The following is a 16,680-nucleotide window of genomic DNA, read 5'->3' on the forward strand; positions in this document are numbered from 1 at the left end:
TCGTCAAATGGCGCTGCCGTAGTCCTTTCGCAATTGGTGTTTGACGACCTTGCCGCTCGCGTTGCGAGGCAGCTCCGGCACGACGACGAGATGCTTCGGATGCTTGTACCTCGCCAGGTTGTCGTTGAGCATCGGCTCCAAGTCGCCCAAAGAAATCGGGTCGTCGCCTGCCAATGCCACGACAGCGACAGGGACCTCTCCCCATTTGTCGTCGGAGCGGCCGATCACCGCGGCTTCGCGAATCTTCGGATGCGCGAACAGGACGTTCTCGACCTCGGCGCAGTAGATGTTCTCGCCGCCCGAGATGATCATGTCCTTCTTGCGGTCGACGACGTAGATGAACCCCTCCTCGTCCTGTCGTACGAGGTCGCCGGAATGGAACCAGCCACCGGCGAACGCGTCTGCAGTCGCCTCTGGCTTGTTCCAGTACTCCGCCATCATCGTCGGACCGCGGTAGACAATTTCGCCGATCTCGCCCGGCGCAACGTCGTTCATGTTGTCGTCGACGACGCGGGCGGCGATGGTCGGAATCGGCTTACCGACCGAGCCGAGCTTGCGCAGCGCGTCCTTGCCCTCGAGCACACACGTGATCGGCGACATCTCGGTCTGTCCGAACACAGCGACATTGCGCGCTTCCGGGAAGGTGTCCGACATCGCCTTCAGGACCGTGTCGGACGCGGGCGCGGCGCCCCAACTGATGGCCCGCAAGTACAGCTTGCGTTGCCGGACAGTCGGTTCCGCGCAGACAGCTTGCCACTGCACCGGCACGAGGAACACCGAGGTCACCTTGTCGCGTTCCCACGCATCGAGCAGTTCGGTCGCGTTGAACGCGCCGAGTGGGTGGACGACGGTGAGGCCGCCCAGCAACAGGCTCGGCGCGATGCTGCCGAGACCGGCGATGTGGAACATCGGCGCCGCGCACAATGCGATGTCGTCGCTGACGGCCTCGAATGCACGAATGGCGGTGAGTGCCTGGCACTGCAGATTGCCGTACGAGAGGACCGCACCTTTCGGGCTGCCCGTCGTACCCGAGGTGTACATGATCAACGACGGCGTGTCTTCGGGAAGGTCGACCGGCGCATGTGGTTCGCCTTGTTCCGCGATCAGATCCTCGTAATCACCGCCGACGACGATGCACGTATCGAGCCCAGGCGTTTGTGCCCGGACCGCATTGACGAGCGGCGCCAACGTCGAGTCGGTGACGACGGCGCGGGCGCCGCTGTCGGCAACGATGTACCCGATCTCCGGCGGTGTCAGCCGGAAGTTCACCGGCACTGCGATCGCACCGAGCGCGTTGATCCCGAGGACGGCCTCGATGTACTCGACGTGATTGAGCATGACGATCAATACTCGATCGCCCCAGCCCACACCTCGTCGCGCCAACGCATCGGCGAACGCTTCGGAACGGTCGTGCAGCTGCTTCCAGCTCGTGTCGGTACCCAGATAGCGGAATGCCGGTGCGTCAGGACGCATTTGGGCATGAATCGCAACCTGGTTGACCCAGTGATTGCGGCGGGAGCGCAGGGGTTCGGCGACTGCAGTCTTTTGCCCGAGAGTCATTCCGTCACGCCCCGAAATTCGGCTCGCGCTTGGTGAGCTTCGCGGTCACGCCTTCGATGAAGTCGGCCGATGTGAGCAACTCCATCTGTCCCGCCTTCTCCAACTCGAGTGCTGCCTCGAGGCCGCTCAAGGACGCAGCCACCATTGCCTTCTTCGTCAGCTCGATCGCGCGACGCGGTCCGCGTGCAAGCTTGCCCGCCACCGCACCGATGTGATCGTCGAGTTCATCGACAGCAAGGACCTTGGTGATCAGGCCAGCCGCTGCGGCCTCGGTTGCCGACACACGGTCACCCAGCAGGGCCATTTCAGTGGCCTTCGCCCGGCCTGCAGCAGCGGTGACCAGCGCGCTGGACCCACCGTCCGGCATCAAGCCGATGTTGATGAAGGCAAGTAGCAGGTATGCGTTGTCGGAGGCGTAGGTGAGATCGGCGGCAAGAGCCATCGACACACCAACCCCCGCAGCCGGACCGTTCACTCTGGCGATCACTGGAATGGGCAGCGCCACAATCGATCTGATCACTCGATTTGCACAGTCCATGATCTGTTCGGGCGTCACCTCGACCCCGCCTGCCGCGGCACCGGCCGCAATATCCGAACCGGTACAGAAGGCTTTGCCCTCACCGGTCAAGACGACAACACGGACCGACGAATCGGTCGCCGCGGCCTCGAGGACGTTGCCGATCTCGTTCATCGTCGCGTAGTCGATGGCGTTCATCCGGTGCGGACGAGTGATGGTGATGGTCAGAACTCCGCCATCGCGCTCGGTCCGCAAACCTTCGATCGCAGGTGCACTCATGCCCGGCTCCCCACTCGTTCGACGACGATTTCGCCTAGACGGTTCGTGATCAAATCTTCCGCTTCCGCAACCATGCGGTCCACAAGTTCGGCGACGGTCGGGATGTCGTCGATCAGTCCCTGGCACTGCCCGACCGACCAGATACCTGCTTCCAGGTCACCGTTCTCGAACACCTTGCGGCCGCGCGCACCGGAGACGAGGTCGCGGATTGCGTCGAATCCGCCTCCGCCGCGCTCGATTTCGACGACCTGCTCGCTGATCGTGTTCTTCGCAACGCGCGCGGTGTTCCCGAGCGTGCGGAAGATCAGCTTGGTGTCCAGTTCGCTGTTGGCGACGATCTGCTCCTTGACCTTCTGGTCGATCGACGATTCCTGCGTACAAAGAAAGCGGGTGCCCATGTTCACGCCGTCGGCGCCGAGTGCGAGAGCCGCGACCAAGCCCTTCGCATCTGCGATACCGCCGGACGCGATCATCGGGATCTTCATGTGGCGTGCGGCGGCCGGGATGAGGATCAAGCCAGGAATGTCGTTCTCACCGGGGTGGCCGGCGCACTCGAAACCGTCGATGCTCACACCGTCGACGCCGACCGCCTGAGCCTTCAGCGCGTGCTTGACGCTGGTGCACTTGTGCAGGACCTTCACGCCGGCTTCTTTGAAATGGTTGAGGTGAGTCGCCGGATTTCCACCCGCGATTTCGACGATCTTCACACCGCTGTCGATGATCGCCTGCCGGTACTCCTCGTACGGCGGCGGCGTGATCGAGGGCAGGATGGTGAGGTTGACGCCGAACGGCTTGTCCGTCAGGTCGCGCGTCTTCTTGATCTCTTCGACCAGGTCTGCGGGCGTGGGCTGAGTCAGTGCGGTGATGAAGCCCAACGCGCCCGCGTTGGCGACTGCAGCGACCAACTCGGCGCGGCCGACCCACATCATGCCGCCTTGGACAATCGGGTGCTCGATTCCGAATTCTTCGGTGAATCGTGTACGTAGCATGGGGGTCCTCTTCCGATGTGTGCGAATCGTGGTTAACTTATTGCGAGATTGGCACACTGTCAACAAAGGCCGGATCGAATGGAAGGAGGCGCAGGTGACGACTCAACCTCAGACGTCGGACGACGCCGCGGCTCCCCCCGCGCCCACGCGCCGCCGCCCACGCGACAGAAAGGCCCAGATCGTCAAGGTCGCAGCGCGAGCGTTCAGCGAGCGGGGTTACCACTCGGTCGGTGTGGACGAAATCGCCGCCGAAGTGGGCATCTCCGGGCCTGCCTTGTACCGTCACTTCCCCAACAAGTACGCACTCTTCGTGGCCGCGGCCGACGAGTCCGTCCTGGCACTGATCCGCGCCACCGACTGCGCCGAGCCGTACAAGGATCCGCGCGAGCAGCTCGAGGCCAGGATCACCGAACTCATCTCGATCACCATCGAAAACCGCCGCTTCGGTGGCATTTATCGGTGGGAGGGCCGCTATCTGGAGGAGCCGGACCGCGAGCGAATCGGCGCATACTTCACTGAACTCAACCGACGCCTCATCGAGCCATTGCGCGCGCTGCGACCCGACCTGGTCGACCAAGATCTGTCGATGCTCGCGGCAGCGACCCTGAGCGTGATCGCCAGCATCACCGTGCATCGGATCGCACTGCCTGCGAGTCGTATCGAGGCCCTCACCAGGAACCTCGCGCAGAACGTGGTCACGATCGACCTTCCCCCGCCACCCAACGAGCCGACCACGCAGCCGACCGAGCGCAGTGGCCTCACGATGAACTCCAAACGCGAGATGCTGATCCTGGCGGCGCTCGACATCTTCCACGACAACGGCTATCACGATTCCAACATCGAGGACATCGGCGCGGCGGCGGGCATCAACGCGTCGAGCGTCTATCGATACTTTGCGAGCAAAGCGGAGTTGCTGGCGGCGGTCTACTACCGAGCCAACGACCGCCTTGCGATGGCCACCTCTGAAGCGCTCGGTGCGTCCGCCACCCCGGACGAGGCCCTCGGCAAGCTTGTCGAGCGGTACGTCAGCCTGTCGTTTGCGGCGCCGAAGCAGCTCGCGGTGTACTTCGCCGAATTCGGCAACCTCCCCGCCTCCGAGCGGTCCGTACTTCGCTCGCTGCAGCGCCAGCACATCGAAGAATGGGTGCACCTGCTGACCACGGTGTATCCGGCCACCCCTGCTGTCGATGCCCGCTTTCGGGTACACGCGGCGCTCGGAATGGTCCTCGACGTCGGCCGACTCATTCGGTTCGACCGCAGCACACAAAGCCATGACCGCGTGTGCGCCCTGATGCGTAATGTCTTATTCGAGGGACACGAATCCAGTTAGGAAACAGCTATGTCAACCGACACAACGCTCGAAACGCCGTCCGAGACGGTCTCGCCGATCCTGAAATCCGTGAACCCCGCGACGGGTGAAGTCATCGCGGAGTGGCCGGTCCACGATGCCGACGCTGTGACCGCCGCGGTCGGCCGCGCGCGAGTGGCGTCGGCCGCCTGGCGCGAACTCGGCTTCGACGGCCGCAAGAAAGCGCTGCTGCGCTGGGTCTCGTACTTGGTCAACCACGCCGACGAACTGTCCGAGCTGATCCGCAAGGAGAACGGCAAACCGCTCGAAGACGCCTATCTCGAGCTGATCCTCGCCGTCGAACACACCGACTGGGCCGCCAAGCACGCCAAGAAGCACCTGTCCGCGAAGAAGGTTTCGCCAGGCATGTTGCTCGCGAACTTCGAAGCCGTCATCGAAGAGCGCCCGGTCGGCGTCGTCGGCGTCATCGGCCCGTGGAACTATCCGATCTACACGCCGAACGGCTCGATCGCGTACGCGCTCGCCGCAGGCAACGCGGTGGTGTTCAAGCCAAGCGAGTTCACCACCTCGATCGGCAACTACTACGCGGACGCATTCGCCAAGGCCAACCCCGAGCTGCCGTCCGGAATCTTCTCGACGGTCAACGGATTGGGTGCGACGGGCGCTGCGCTCGTTGCGTCAGGCGTGGACAAGATCGCCTTCACCGGCTCGACCGCGACCGGCAAGCGCATCATGGCTGCCGCTGCCGAGCGCATGACACCGCTGGTCCTGGAATGCGGCGGTAAGGACGCCGCAATCGTCGCCGACGACGCTGATGTCAATGCAGCTGCAGACGGCATCGCGTGGTCGTCCTTCGCCAACAGTGGCCAGACCTGCGTCGGCACCGAGCGCATCTACGTCGTCGACGAATTGGCAGACCAATTCGTTGCGGCATTCAAGGACAAGCTGAAGACAGTGGCTCCTGGGTCCGGCGACACAGCAACCTACGGACCGATGACCATGCCCAGCCAGGTCGAGGTGGTTCGTAGCCACATCGCCGACGCAATCGCCAAGGGCGGCAAGGCCGTTGTCGGTGGACCCGAGTCGGTCCGGGCGCCCTACATCGAGCCGGTCGTGCTGATCGACGTGCCGGAGGATTCGCTTGCCGTCACCGAGGAGACGTTCGGTCCGACGGTGACGATCAAGCGGGTGAAGAACAACGACGAAGCCATCGCTCTCGCCAACGCGTCGAAGTACGCGCTCGCGTCAACCGTCTACTCGAAGTCCAAGGGAATGGAGATCGCCCGCCAACTTCGCGTCGGTATGACGTCGGTGAACTCGGTCCTGGGCTTCGCTGGAGTTGCCGCACTGCCCTTCGGTGGCGTCGGCGAATCCGGCATCGGCCGCATCCACGGCGAGCAGGGTCTCCGCGAATTCACCCGCCCGCATTCGATCGCGCGCCAGAAGTTCGCCATCCCCGGCATGGAACTGTTGTCGTTCAGCCGGAAGGCATCGACGGTCAAGCTGATCAAGCAGGTCATCAAGCTCAAGCACGGCCGCCACACCTGATCAACGGTCGTGAGTCTTTTTGGAGTCCAGGGACTCCAAAAAGACTCACGAGGGTCAGCGGTCGAGGAGAAGGTTCACGCAGGTCGCCGGGTCGTCGCCGAACGGGACGTGCCCGGCGCCTGGAATCGTGATGTGCTGCGCGTGCGGCAGTAGCTTGCGCGCTCGGGCTGCCTGGGTCCAGTAGGTCAGTACCACGTCACGGCTCCCCCAGGCGACCGTGACCGGGACGTCGGCCAACTCGTCGGGGTCGGTGAATTGGTAGTCGGCGAAAGAATCGAGTGTCTCGGCTATGCCCGTCGAATCGAGCACACCGTCGACGTCGAGCCGACGTTGGTCATGCGCAACCTTCGTCGGTTTGCCGTAGAAGAATGCGAGCAGCGGAACGAGTGCAGGGGATGCTGCCGCGTCCCGGAACCGGGGAATCCGGCTGATGACGCGGTAGAGGTTACCGATCGACTGTTGGCACCAGATCCGACCAGCGGTGTCCCAGAAGCCAATTGGCGAAAATGCGATCGCGCGACCTGCGGCTCCTCGACGTGCGAGCTCGAGAGCGATCCCGCCACCCATCGAGTTGCCACCGACATCCGGCTTGTCCAGGCCCAGTTCTTCGATAAGGGCTTCGACGATATCGATATTGCGGTAGACGCCGCATTTTCCGAGGCGCGGTGTCGCTCCGAATCCTGGCAGGTCGACGGCGATCACGTCGCGCTCGGCGGTCAGCGCATCGGCTACCGGATTCCAGACTTCCTTGCGACTCCCGACGCCGTGCACCAGCACGAGAGGCTTGCCTGCCCCGCGTCGCGAATAGACCAGACCTTCGGCGGATACGGGCATGGCGTCACAGTACCGCCTATTGACTCACCGCCAACGCGAGCACTCTCGTCAGCCCAGAGTCTCCGCCAGCACCGCGCGATGGGTCACAACGGCAGCCTTGTGCGCTAGCCGGCCTGCTTCAGTCAACTTGACGAAAATTGCCCGACGATCGTTTTCGCACATCGAACGTTCGACGAGCCTGTCTTTTTCCAACCTTGCGACGGCACGCGACAGCGCACTCTGGCTCAAGTAGATGTCCCTACCGAGATCACTCATCTTCTGCTTGCTGTGCGCGGCCTCGACGAGTCGGTCGAGCGTCTCGAACTCGCTCACGCCGATCCCGTGCTTGTCCTGCAATGCCTTTTCCAACGCACACGAGACGGACGCGTGGCAGGCAAGCAAGTCGCGCCAGCGATCGACGAGCGCGTCATCACTTCCTCGATTTTCAAGCTCACGCTTCGTTGCGGTCAGCTCGGTCATGGCCACATCGTAGCATGCGCCGACATTTATTGCACAGGCATTAATTGCTGTTGCATCTTATGCGTGTGCATGTAATGCTCGTCTTCATGACCACTACGGCAACCATCACAGATGCCTACGACACACCTGCTCCACCCGCAGCCGACGCATCGAATACGAGCTGGCCATTGCGGCTCTGGGGCACATTGGTCGTTCTCTGCATCGTCTTGTTCCTCGACGGCCTCGATGTATCCATGGTTGGTGTCGCACTACCGTCTGTCGGCTCGGAACTGGGCATGTCCACATCGACCGCACAGTGGTTGATCAGCGGATACGTCCTCGGTTACGGCGGACTGCTTTTGCTCGGCGGTCGCACAGCGGACCTACTGGGGCGCCGCAAGGTATTCCTGATCGCCCTGGCCGTGTTCGCGGCGGCCTCGCTGCTCGGCGGCGTCGTCGATTCCGTGCCATTGCTGATCGCGACGCGCTTCATCAAGGGCTTGGCCGCCGCATTCACCGCACCGACCGGGCTCTCGATCATCACGACCACCTTCGCCGAAGGCAAGATGCGCAACAAGGCACTCGCGATCTACACCGTCTTCGGCGCGAGCGGCTTCTCGTCCGGCCTGGTGTTCGGCGGATTGATGACCGGAATCGGCTGGCGCTGGACTTTCCTTCTGCCCGTTCCCGTCGCAATCCTGGCCCTCGTCGGCGCATTCATATTCATCCCGCGCGATAAGGCAACCGAACAAGGTGGATTCGATATTCTCGGCGCCCTCGCGTCGACCTCGGCAATGTTGCTGTTGGTCTACACCGTTGTCTCCGCACCCGAAGCCGGCTGGGCCTCGGCCCGCACACTCGGTTCGTTCGCACTCGTGGCGGCGTTGCTGACCGCCTTCGTCAGCATCGAGCGTCGCGTGCGTCATCCATTGATCCGGCTCGGCATCCTGCGCAAGGCGAACCTCCTGCGCGCGAATGCCGCGATCATCGCGATGGCAGGCTCGTTCGTCAGCTTCCAGTTCATCGTGACGATCTACGTGCAGAACACCCTGGGCTGGACGCCGATGCACCTCGGCCTCGCATTGCTGCCCACCGGTTTGCTCGTCGCATTCAGCGCACCGTGGGCCGATAAGGTCATCGACCGACTGGGCACACCGCGGCTGATCATCGCGGGCCTGGTCAGCATGACCTTGGGTTACCTGCTGTTCCTGCGCATCGACAGCACCCCGACGTACGCGACCGACATCCTGCCGACGGTGTTGTTGCTCGGACTCGGGTTCGCACTCGGGTTTTCAGCCATCAACGTGCAGGCAACCAGCGGCATCCAAGATCACGAACAAGGGTTGGCCGCGGGGCTCGTCCAGACCTCGATGCAGGTCGGCGCGGCGCTCGTGCTCGCCGTGACGACCGCGGTCATCGCGTCCGATCCGGGCGGACACGCCGAGTCCGCGGCGCAGGTACTCGACGATTACAAGCCCGGCCTGGTGTTCATCTCCTTCGTCGCCCTGGCCGGTGTCGCTGCCACGCTCACCCACTGGGTCGGAAGAAGGCCGGCCACTGTGCGCGACGAAGTGCTCGTGTAGATCTGGAGGGATGATCCGCGTCGGCACGTCAGGGTGGGTGTACCCACCCTGGCGTGCCAGTTTCTATCCCGAGGGCTTGGCGCACAAGCGCGAACTCGGCTATCTCGCCAGCCGACTGAACTCGGTCGAGATCAACGGCTCGTTCTATGCGCTCCAACGCCCAAGCAGCTATCTCAATTGGGCACGGCAAACGCCCGACGACTTCGTATTTGCAGTGAAGGGATCCCGGTTCATCACGCACATGAAGCGACTCCGGGATGTGGACGAGCCGCTCGCAACATTCTTCGCGTCCGGCGTGTTGGCCCTCGGGCCCAAGCTCGGTCCCATCCTGTGGCAGTTGCCGCCGAACTTCGCTTTCGACTCGACCACCATCAGGCAGTTCGTCGCAAAGCTGCCCCGAACTACTGCGGCAGCAGCACTTCTCGCCGCAGGGCACAGCGATCGAATCGCGGACCGCGCGTGGACAACAACCGACCAGGACCGCCCGCTTCGCCATGCATTCGAAGTGCGAAATCCGACTTTTGCGAATCCGGATTTTCCAGAACTTTTGCGCGATGAGGGAATTGCCCTGGTCACCGCAGATACGGCAGGCAAATTCCCGTACTTCGAAGAACTCACCGCGGACTTTGTGTACGCCCGCCTCCACGGCGACGTCGAGCTGTACACGAGCGGTTACACCGACGCCGCCCTCGACACCTGGGCGGCGAAGTTCGCAGCATGGGGCGCAGATCGCGACATGTTCGTGTACTTCGACAACGACGTGAAGGTCCGCGCGCCGTACGATGCGATCGGCCTACTCGACCGACTCACCGACCGGGGCGCTTTATGACACGGGGGCCGGCGTTCGTTCAACCCAACACAGTTACTGGCGACACTCTCACACTCTGTGACCGCCAGGTAAAACGACGGCGTTCGAAATCCCAATTCTTGTAAAGCGGCCATTGAACGGTATGCATAACGAATACCGCAGCCGCACAGAAGCGGATTGGAAACGTTATCTTCCAACCTTGGTTTCGAATTGTTTCAAACGAGTGCCTGTTGTACGTCCACATGCCCGCAGGGCTCATCGCGCGCCGCCGCGCAGAGACCGTGACATTTAGATTCGTGAGTTGATCGATACGGAAGCCATTGTTTGTCATCGCAATAGCAAGGTCGACATCCTCATGGACATCCGGACGCCTACTCGCGCGGGTCCGGATCTTGTGCCAGTACTCGCGTCGGATTGCCATGTTGGCTCCGTGCAAGTTGCACTGCTGCCCGCCGACCAAACCGAGCGCGACCAGCGCACTGACGGCCCACTTTCGGAAGATTCCGATCGGCGAATCGTGGTACGTGGACAATCCGGTCACTGCGGCCGTGTCAGGACTTTCCTTGAAGTACCGCTCGATGATGTCCGCCCAGCCGCGCGTCACCCACGTATCGGCGTCGATCCGGCCGACGATGTCGTTTGTCGCAGCATCGAAGCCGGCGTTCCGTGCGTTCGCAACGCCCCGTCGAGGCTCGTCGATAAGGCGGATATGCGGGTGTCGATCACAATAATCGGCCACGATATATCGCGTCGCGTCACAACTGCCGTTATCGACAACGATAATTTCACCGACGCCGTCACCATGCTCCACAAGAGCATCCAGGCAATTGCCAATTATCGTTTCTTCGTTGAACACGGGAATTACGACTGAGATCATCACGGGCTCCCCGACAGGGCTCGAAAATGGGTCGCGGTGATGCTAGCAGCAATGTTGACGCCATTTCAAACACCGACAATCGGCCATCCCAATTAAATTCGTTCAACCGACAGTGATTCCTGAGAGGCGGAACTTATCGAGGCTGAAAGACGATTATGACCGAATTAAAAAATGAGTCGGTTCGTGATCTTGATCGGAATAAGACCTCGGGTTTGTAGTTGTCTGCGCAACAAGTCAGGCGTCCAGTTTGGTATGGATCCACCAAGGCTCACGGACGCCAGCGCGCGTGCCGACGCCTGAACAGCCACTTCGAGACGCGCAGATGGCGCGGCTTTCGCTCGAGGGTCATCAAGTGCAGCGGTGAGCGGAAGCGCTCGCGGGTGATCGACTTGGCGCGGGCGAACTCCCGCAATCCGTCGTCACCGTGGACGCGACCGAAGCCCGACTCCCCCACCCCGCCGTACGGCAGCGCGGCGACCCCGGCGAAACCGAGCGCCGAGTTGATCGTGATGACCCCCGCCCGTAGGCGACGGGCTGCCCACTGCGCGGTCCGGATGTCGCGCGTGAAAATAGACGCGCCCAGACCGTACGGAGTGGCGTTGGCACGCTGGATCGCTTCTTCGAGATCGGTGACCTTGTTGACGACCACCAACGGACCGAGCGTCTCTTCGGTGACCGCACTGCTGTTCTCGGGCACGTCGACCAGAATGATCGGCTCGATATACGGCTCCCGGAACGACTCGAGCCCGCCGACGATGGCCTTGCCGCCCCGAGCGAGTGCGTCACGCAGATGCGCCCGCACCACTTCGACCTGCGCTTCGTCCGTCATCGGACCGTACGATGCCCCACGGTCGGCACCGGGTTTGAGCCGCTTCGCCTTCGCCACCAGAAGCTCGAGAAACCTGTCGTAGACCGATTCGGCGACGTAGATCCGTTCGATACCGGCGTAGGTCTGCCCACTGTTGCCCATGGCTCCGAACACCGCCGCTTCGGCGGCCCGGTCGAGCTTTGCGTCGACGTGGACGATCATCGCGTCCTTACCGCCGCCCTCGATGACGGCGGGCGTCAACGACTCCGCGCAGGCCGCGAGCACTTTTTTCGCCGCTGCGGCCGATCCGGTGAAGGCAATCTTGTCGAGCCTGGAACGACAGAGCGCTGCCACAGTCGACTCGTCGCCGGTAACAACCTGCAGCACAGGCTGATTCGGCGCGAGCGTCTGCCAGCTTTCCGCCAACCACATGCCGACGCCGGGGGTCAGCTCACTCGGCTTGAACACCACTGCGTTGCCTGCCGCCATCGCAAATGCGATCGAACCCATCGGCGAGTAGACGGGGTAATTCCATGGGCCGATGACACCGATGACGCCGAGCGGTTCATAGCCGACCGAACTCGCGAGGTTCGCCCCCGCCAATCCCGACCGCACCTTGTGCCGGTCGAGCACCTTCGCTGCATTGCGAGCCGCCCAGTCGAGTTGCTCGACCGCCAGCATCACCTCGAGCAGTGCGTCGTCCGCCGGCTTACCCGTCTCCTGCGAGACGACCTCAGCGAGCTCACCAGCGCGCCGCGCGATCAGCTTCTTCCAGTCCTTGAGCCAACGCTCGCGTCCAGAAAAATCCAAGCGCGACCACCACGTCTGCGCCGACCGCGCCTCCCGCAACGTGCGCGTCAGTTCGTCGTGCCCCATGATCGCGTAGTCCCCCGCGATCTCGCCTGTGCGAGGGTCGTACGACGTCAGCACACGCGGCCGCAAGTCCGTTTCTGGCTTCTGGACCGACTCCGTCATGAGCTCCCTCCCTCAGTTCAGGCTTCCCACGCAGCCTACCGACAAAAGCAGTCACGATTGCTCCGCCGAGTCGAATGCGAAGGCACCATCCATAACCCGCGCCGCCGCGAACTGATCGTGTGGATACACATGTCGCGCTCGACGCGAAGCGCCGTCAACTACCTCGTCCGGTTTCGCAGCGAGGGTCGACCGGTAACATGCCCGAAGACGCTCACGATCGTTACGTGAGCGCACAATCGAGTCCGAACGTGGAGAGTTGATGCCCAACGAGCAGGACATGTCGGTGCTCGTCGAGGACGTACACAAGTCCTTCGGGGAAATAACCGCTTTGAGCGGAATCAGTTTCACCGCTGAACGCGGCAAGGTTCTCGGTGTGCTCGGTCCGAACGGCGCAGGCAAGACGACCATGGTCAAAATTCTGTCGACCCTGCTGCGACCGACCTCCGGGCGCGCGATCGTCGCAGGTCACGACGTTGTCAAGGACGCGCCCGCGGTACGCCGTTCGATCATGATGACCGGCCAGTACGCAGCGCTGGACGAAAATCTTTCCGGCCGGGAAAACCTGGAGCTCTTCGGGCGGTTGATGGGTCTGTCCAAGCGCAGCGCGCGTGCCCGTGCCGACGAGCTTCTCGAGGCGTTCGACCTGGTCGAAGCTGGACGAAGGTCCGTTCGCTCGTATTCCGGCGGAATGCGGCGCAGGGTCGACCTCGCGTGCGGACTCGTCGTTCGACCCGAGGTCGTCTTTCTCGACGAACCGACAACCGGGCTCGACCCGCGCAGTCGTCAGGGCGTGTGGTCGCTGGTGACCGCGCTGAAGGAACAAGGCATCACGGTCCTGCTGACGACTCAGTACCTCGAAGAAGCCGATCACCTCAGCGATCACATCATCGTCATCGACAAGGGCACCGTGATCGCCGAAGGCACGGCGGACAACCTCAAGGCCATGACCGGTGGCGCGTACTGCGAGATCGTCCCGCTCGACCCCGGGCTGCTCGACACCGTGGTAGCCGCGCTCGGCGAACTGGTGCCGCCGAGTTCGCGGCACGACGATTCCGCTCGCGTCGACCGGTTGTCGATTCCTGCACCGGCGGGCGCCGCCACGTTGGCCGAAGCATTGCGACGCCTCGATGCTGCGGGAATCGAACTCGCCGACATCGCATTACGCCGCCCCTCCCTCGACGACGTGTTCCTCTCCATCACGGGGCACGCTGGTAGTTCCACATGACCGTTGCGCCGACGTGGACAAGCAGCGACGTTCTGCACCCGCATCCATCCGGATTTCAGCAATGGCTTGCGCTGACCAGTCGCATTCTGCGGATCATGGCGAAGGGCGAGCTGATCGTCGCGCTCATCGTTCCCCTGGTCTTCGCGCTCAGCTTCTATCTGCCGCTGAAATACATCATGCAGGCGCGCGACGTCGTCGATAACTATGCCCAGTTCGTCATGCCGATCATCGTGCTGCAATCGATGGGCTTCACGGCGATGTCGGCAGCTCAGCGTGCCGCCTTCGAGGCACTGACCGGATTGAACACCCGGATGCAATCTATGCCGGTCGCGCTGCTGGCGCCGCTCGCGGCACGCATGGCCAGCGCGTTCGTCCGATCGCTCTTCGCGATGATCGCCGCTATCGGGTGGGGCTATCTGATCGGCTTCCGCTTTGCCGCTGTCGACCAAGCCATCTACTTCATGGCCTTCGTCATGGCGGTCGGCACCGTCCTGGCACTCGGTGCCGACGCGATCGGCACGTTGACCGAAAGTCCCGAAGCCGTCAGTCAGGCCATCACGTTGCCGTATCTGATCCTCGGCATGCTGTCGAGCGGCTTCACGCCGGTCTCGGAGTTCCCCGACTGGATCGAGCCGTTCGTGCGCAATCAGCCGATCTCGCACTTCTCCTACGTCCTTCGAGACCTCTCCGCCGGCGGCGTGTCTGTCGAGGTCCTGACGCCTGCGCTGGCCTGGTTGATCGGTCTCGCCGTCGTGCTGTGCCCACTGGGCGTGTGGGCAGGGACGAGGCGCGGATGACACACCGTCTGGAAGACGCAGTGCGCCGCAATCTCGAAGAGGCCGCCCGCCGCGATTTGGTGAAACCGCCGGTTGCCCCGCCTTCGATGCAGCTGCCGATCGTCGAGCATCGCGTCTCGGAATTCTCGTTACGAGCCCTGTTCGCGCACAGCTTCATTCACTGCAACCGCATCCTGTTGAAGTGGGTGCGCGATTATTCGACCACGATTCAGGCACTGCTGTATCCCGCGCTCACATTGGTCATGCTTCGCATCGTTTTCGGCGATTCGATCTCCAAGGCGACGGGAGTGTCGAGCATCTACGGCACGACAGCGATGATCACGATCATCGCTGCCATGACTGGATCCATGGTCAGTGCGCTTGGCCTGAAATCCGAGGCCGAGACCGGTCTGCTCGGCCGCTTCGCCACGCTTCCTGTGCATCGCGCGTCGGGACTGGTCGGTCGAATGCTCGCCGAAGCGTTCCGAATCGTCTTCACGACCATTCTCATTCTCATGGTCGGTGTGTTTCTCGGGTTCCGCTTCACCCAAGGTCCGGTGGCCGGATTCACGTTGATTCTGTTGCCGATGATCTTCGGTATGGCGTTCGTCATGTTCGTCACCGCCTTGGCAACCGTGCCAGGCCGTGCGCCGCTCGTCGAGATCGTGTCGATTCTCACGACCCTCTTGATGTTCTTCAACACCGGTTTCGTTCCGAAGGTCGCCTACCCCATCTGGCTGCAGAACACTGTTGCCAATCAACCGATGTCGTGCGCGATCGACGCAATGAAAGGCTTGGCACTCGGTGGCCCGGTCTCCGAACCGCTGCTGAAAACCGTCGCGTGGAGTATCGGCATCATCGTGGTTTTCGCATATCCCGCAGTTCGCGGCTACCGACGCGCAGCGGAAACTGGCCGCTAGCACCAACCGAACGAAACAAAAGCGCCAGGACCGATTCGCATCGGTCCTGGCGCTTTCGACGTTCGGAGTGTCAGATACCCAGCGGTGCCGAGATGATCGGCCACGAGTCCTTGAGATCGTCCTGCCAGTAGCCCCATGAATGCGTGCCCACGGGTGGCAGATTGAAGTGAGCTGGAATGCCCAACTCGTTCAAGCGCGTCTGCAAGTTATGCGTGCAGAAGTTGGTGCCCGCCTCGATGATCCCGCCGATGACGACCTGGTTTGCCAACCCGTCCGGTCCCGGCAGCGCGTACGGACCGTTCAGCGTGTCGTACGGACCAGGCAAGCCATTGCCGTTCGAGATGTACAGCGCTAGACCGCGCAACTTCTCTGCGTGCACGTAAGGGTCGTTCGCCGCCCACATCGGGTCGTTCGACGCACCGTACATGTTGCGGGTGTCGCCACCACCCCACGTCTCGACAGCCAACTTCACGAACTGCTGGCCGACCGGGTCGCTGATCTGGGCGCACCCGCTGTAGGCAGCGGCGCTCTGGTAGAGGCCGGGAGCCGCTTCCGGCAGGGACAGCACGGTCGTTCCCGACGTGGACAACCCGGCGATGGCGTTCTTGCCGTTCGTACCGAGACCCGCATCGATGAGCGGCGGCAGCTCCTGCGTCAGGAAGGTCTTCCACTTGTTGACCCCCAGCACCGGGTCTGGTTGCTTCCAGTCGGCGTAGTAGCTCCACTTGCCACCGATGGGGGTCACGACGTTGATGTTCTTGTCGGCGAGGAAGGTCATGGCATCGGTCTTCGATTGCCACGACGCGAGGTCTTCGCCGCCGCCCGCACCGTTCAGCAGGTACAGCACCGGACGGGGTTCACTGGTGTCGGCGGGCCGCTGAATCAGAACTGGGAAAGTTTTGTCCATCGCAGCCGAATGGACGAACACGTACAGCAGACCGTTGATGATCTCGGTCTTCTCGATATACGACCCGTCCGGAGAAGTGACCGACGCGAGCAATTGGCCGGACGCGACGGGGTCCGTCGACGTCGGGCCGTCCGCGCTCGCTGGGCCAACTCCGCCGAACGAAAACAGCGCGGCAGCCAGTGCGGCAACGAGGACTACACGAGTCGATGATGTTCTCGAGCGCCGAGTCAATGGAACCACCTTCACCTGTCGGACTACACGATTCGAAACCCACCTACGGGGCGACCTGCGCCCGACCCCCGATGATCGAGAACCTATCACTAGACC

15 protein-coding genes are annotated in these 16,680 nt (G+C 62.6%); 7 read left to right on the forward strand and 8 right to left on the reverse strand.

Annotated elements, in window-relative coordinates:
- Nucleotides 1–3: 3 nt before the first annotated feature.
- Genes fadD5 through FGL95_RS15005 form a run of 3 tightly spaced genes read right to left on the reverse strand, consistent with a single transcriptional unit; the run spans nucleotide 4 to nucleotide 3,345 of the window.
- Nucleotides 4–1,560 carry a fatty-acid--CoA ligase FadD5 gene (gene fadD5 / locus FGL95_RS14995; RefSeq protein ID WP_169588077.1) on the reverse strand — a complete coding sequence of 519 codons (1,557 nt, stop codon included), beginning with the start codon at nucleotides 1,558–1,560 and terminating at the stop codon, nucleotides 4–6.
- A gap of 4 nt (nucleotides 1,561–1,564) precedes the next feature.
- Nucleotides 1,565–2,356, reverse strand: a complete 792-nt coding sequence (locus tag FGL95_RS15000) for an enoyl-CoA hydratase (protein WP_169588079.1) — start codon at nucleotides 2,354–2,356, stop codon at nucleotides 1,565–1,567.
- Nucleotides 2,353–3,345 carry an NAD(P)H-dependent flavin oxidoreductase gene (locus FGL95_RS15005; protein ID WP_169588081.1) on the reverse strand — a complete coding sequence of 331 codons (993 nt, stop codon included), beginning with the start codon at nucleotides 3,343–3,345 and terminating at the stop codon, nucleotides 2,353–2,355. Before FGL95_RS15005 ends, FGL95_RS15000 begins: the two co-directional genes overlap by 4 nt.
- Before the next feature lie 94 nt (nucleotides 3,346–3,439).
- Here FGL95_RS15005 and FGL95_RS15010 point away from each other — a divergent pair, with 94 nt between their 5' ends.
- Entirely contained in the window at nucleotides 3,440–4,675 is a 1,236-nt protein-coding gene (locus FGL95_RS15010) for a TetR/AcrR family transcriptional regulator (RefSeq protein WP_338079864.1), read from the forward strand.
- Nucleotides 4,676–4,684: 9 nt separating this feature from the next.
- Nucleotides 4,685–6,202, forward strand: coding sequence for an aldehyde dehydrogenase family protein (locus FGL95_RS15015; protein WP_169588085.1), 1,518 nt, complete (start codon nucleotides 4,685–4,687; stop codon nucleotides 6,200–6,202).
- 54 nt (nucleotides 6,203–6,256) lie between these two features.
- Here the strand turns inward: FGL95_RS15015 and FGL95_RS15020 are convergent, their stop codons facing one another.
- Together FGL95_RS15020 and FGL95_RS15025 are read right to left on the reverse strand one after the other, a co-directional pair.
- Entirely contained in the window at nucleotides 6,257–7,036 is a 780-nt protein-coding gene (locus tag FGL95_RS15020; RefSeq protein ID WP_169588087.1) for an alpha/beta fold hydrolase, read from the reverse strand.
- A 48-nt stretch (nucleotides 7,037–7,084) separates the two neighbouring features.
- Nucleotides 7,085–7,495 (reverse strand): MarR family transcriptional regulator, encoded by a 411-nt coding sequence (locus FGL95_RS15025; RefSeq protein ID WP_169588089.1) that lies wholly within the window; start codon nucleotides 7,493–7,495, stop codon nucleotides 7,085–7,087.
- An 86-nt stretch (nucleotides 7,496–7,581) separates the two neighbouring features.
- On the opposite strand from FGL95_RS15025, the gene FGL95_RS15030 reads away from it, so the two are divergent.
- Together FGL95_RS15030 and FGL95_RS15035 are read left to right on the forward strand one after the other, a co-directional pair.
- On the forward strand, nucleotides 7,582–9,057 hold the full coding sequence (locus FGL95_RS15030) for an MFS transporter (protein WP_240962988.1): 1,476 nt from the start codon (nucleotides 7,582–7,584) through the stop codon (nucleotides 9,055–9,057).
- A gap of 10 nt (nucleotides 9,058–9,067) precedes the next feature.
- Nucleotides 9,068–9,886, forward strand: coding sequence for a DUF72 domain-containing protein (locus FGL95_RS15035; protein ID WP_169588094.1), 819 nt, complete (start codon nucleotides 9,068–9,070; stop codon nucleotides 9,884–9,886).
- Between the two features lie 19 nt (nucleotides 9,887–9,905).
- Here the strand turns inward: FGL95_RS15035 and FGL95_RS15040 are convergent, their stop codons facing one another.
- A complete protein-coding gene (locus FGL95_RS15040; RefSeq protein ID WP_169588096.1) occupies nucleotides 9,906–10,742 on the reverse strand; it encodes a glycosyltransferase family 2 protein in 837 nt (278 codons plus the stop codon).
- Nucleotides 10,743–11,010: 268 nt separating this feature from the next.
- Nucleotides 11,011–12,525, reverse strand: a complete 1,515-nt coding sequence (locus FGL95_RS15045) for an aldehyde dehydrogenase family protein (protein WP_169588098.1) — start codon at nucleotides 12,523–12,525, stop codon at nucleotides 11,011–11,013.
- A gap of 259 nt (nucleotides 12,526–12,784) precedes the next feature.
- Between FGL95_RS15045 and FGL95_RS15050 the strand changes: the two genes are divergently transcribed.
- From FGL95_RS15050 to FGL95_RS15060, 3 genes are all read left to right on the forward strand, one after another.
- Nucleotides 12,785–13,750 (forward strand): ATP-binding cassette domain-containing protein, encoded by a 966-nt coding sequence (locus tag FGL95_RS15050; protein ID WP_169588100.1) that lies wholly within the window; start codon nucleotides 12,785–12,787, stop codon nucleotides 13,748–13,750.
- Nucleotides 13,747–14,547, forward strand: a complete 801-nt coding sequence (locus tag FGL95_RS15055) for an ABC transporter permease (protein WP_169588102.1) — start codon at nucleotides 13,747–13,749, stop codon at nucleotides 14,545–14,547. The genes FGL95_RS15050 and FGL95_RS15055 overlap by 4 nt, the downstream gene beginning before the upstream one ends.
- A gap of 86 nt (nucleotides 14,548–14,633) precedes the next feature.
- A complete protein-coding gene (locus FGL95_RS15060; protein WP_169588248.1) occupies nucleotides 14,634–15,446 on the forward strand; it encodes an ABC transporter permease in 813 nt (270 codons plus the stop codon).
- Between the two features lie 70 nt (nucleotides 15,447–15,516).
- Here the strand turns inward: FGL95_RS15060 and FGL95_RS15065 are convergent, their stop codons facing one another.
- Nucleotides 15,517–16,584, reverse strand: coding sequence for an alpha/beta hydrolase (locus FGL95_RS15065; RefSeq protein ID WP_420838048.1), 1,068 nt, complete (start codon nucleotides 16,582–16,584; stop codon nucleotides 15,517–15,519).
- Between the last annotated feature and the right edge of the window lie 96 nt (nucleotides 16,585–16,680).

It is taken from the genome of Antrihabitans stalactiti (assembly GCF_012932915.1).
Lineage (GTDB): Bacteria > Actinomycetota > Actinomycetes > Mycobacteriales > Mycobacteriaceae > Antrihabitans > Antrihabitans stalactiti.

Excerpts from the sequence above, each read along its gene's own strand:
- fadD5 (WP_169588077.1), bottom strand. The coding sequence starts at position 1,560 with ATGACTCTCGGGCAAAAGACTGCAGTCGCCGAACCCCTGCGCTCCCGC.
- FGL95_RS15040 (WP_169588096.1), bottom strand. The coding sequence starts at position 10,742 with ATGATCTCAGTCGTAATTCCCGTGTTCAACGAAGAAACGATAATTGGC.
- FGL95_RS15030 (WP_240962988.1), top strand. The coding sequence starts at position 7,582 with ATGACCACTACGGCAACCATCACAGATGCCTACGACACACCTGCTCCA.
- FGL95_RS15005 (WP_169588081.1), bottom strand. The coding sequence starts at position 3,345 with ATGCTACGTACACGATTCACCGAAGAATTCGGAATCGAGCACCCGATT.
- FGL95_RS15060 (WP_169588248.1), top strand. The coding sequence starts at position 14,634 with ATGCAGCTGCCGATCGTCGAGCATCGCGTCTCGGAATTCTCGTTACGA.
- FGL95_RS15035 (WP_169588094.1), top strand. The coding sequence starts at position 9,068 with ATGATCCGCGTCGGCACGTCAGGGTGGGTGTACCCACCCTGGCGTGCC.
- FGL95_RS15045 (WP_169588098.1), bottom strand. The coding sequence starts at position 12,525 with ATGACGGAGTCGGTCCAGAAGCCAGAAACGGACTTGCGGCCGCGTGTG.
- FGL95_RS15015 (WP_169588085.1), top strand. The coding sequence starts at position 4,685 with ATGTCAACCGACACAACGCTCGAAACGCCGTCCGAGACGGTCTCGCCG.
- FGL95_RS15020 (WP_169588087.1), bottom strand. The coding sequence starts at position 7,036 with ATGCCCGTATCCGCCGAAGGTCTGGTCTATTCGCGACGCGGGGCAGGC.
- FGL95_RS15025 (WP_169588089.1), bottom strand. The coding sequence starts at position 7,495 with ATGACCGAGCTGACCGCAACGAAGCGTGAGCTTGAAAATCGAGGAAGT.
- FGL95_RS15000 (WP_169588079.1), bottom strand. The coding sequence starts at position 2,356 with ATGAGTGCACCTGCGATCGAAGGTTTGCGGACCGAGCGCGATGGCGGA.
- FGL95_RS15055 (WP_169588102.1), top strand. The coding sequence starts at position 13,747 with ATGACCGTTGCGCCGACGTGGACAAGCAGCGACGTTCTGCACCCGCAT.
- FGL95_RS15050 (WP_169588100.1), top strand. The coding sequence starts at position 12,785 with ATGCCCAACGAGCAGGACATGTCGGTGCTCGTCGAGGACGTACACAAG.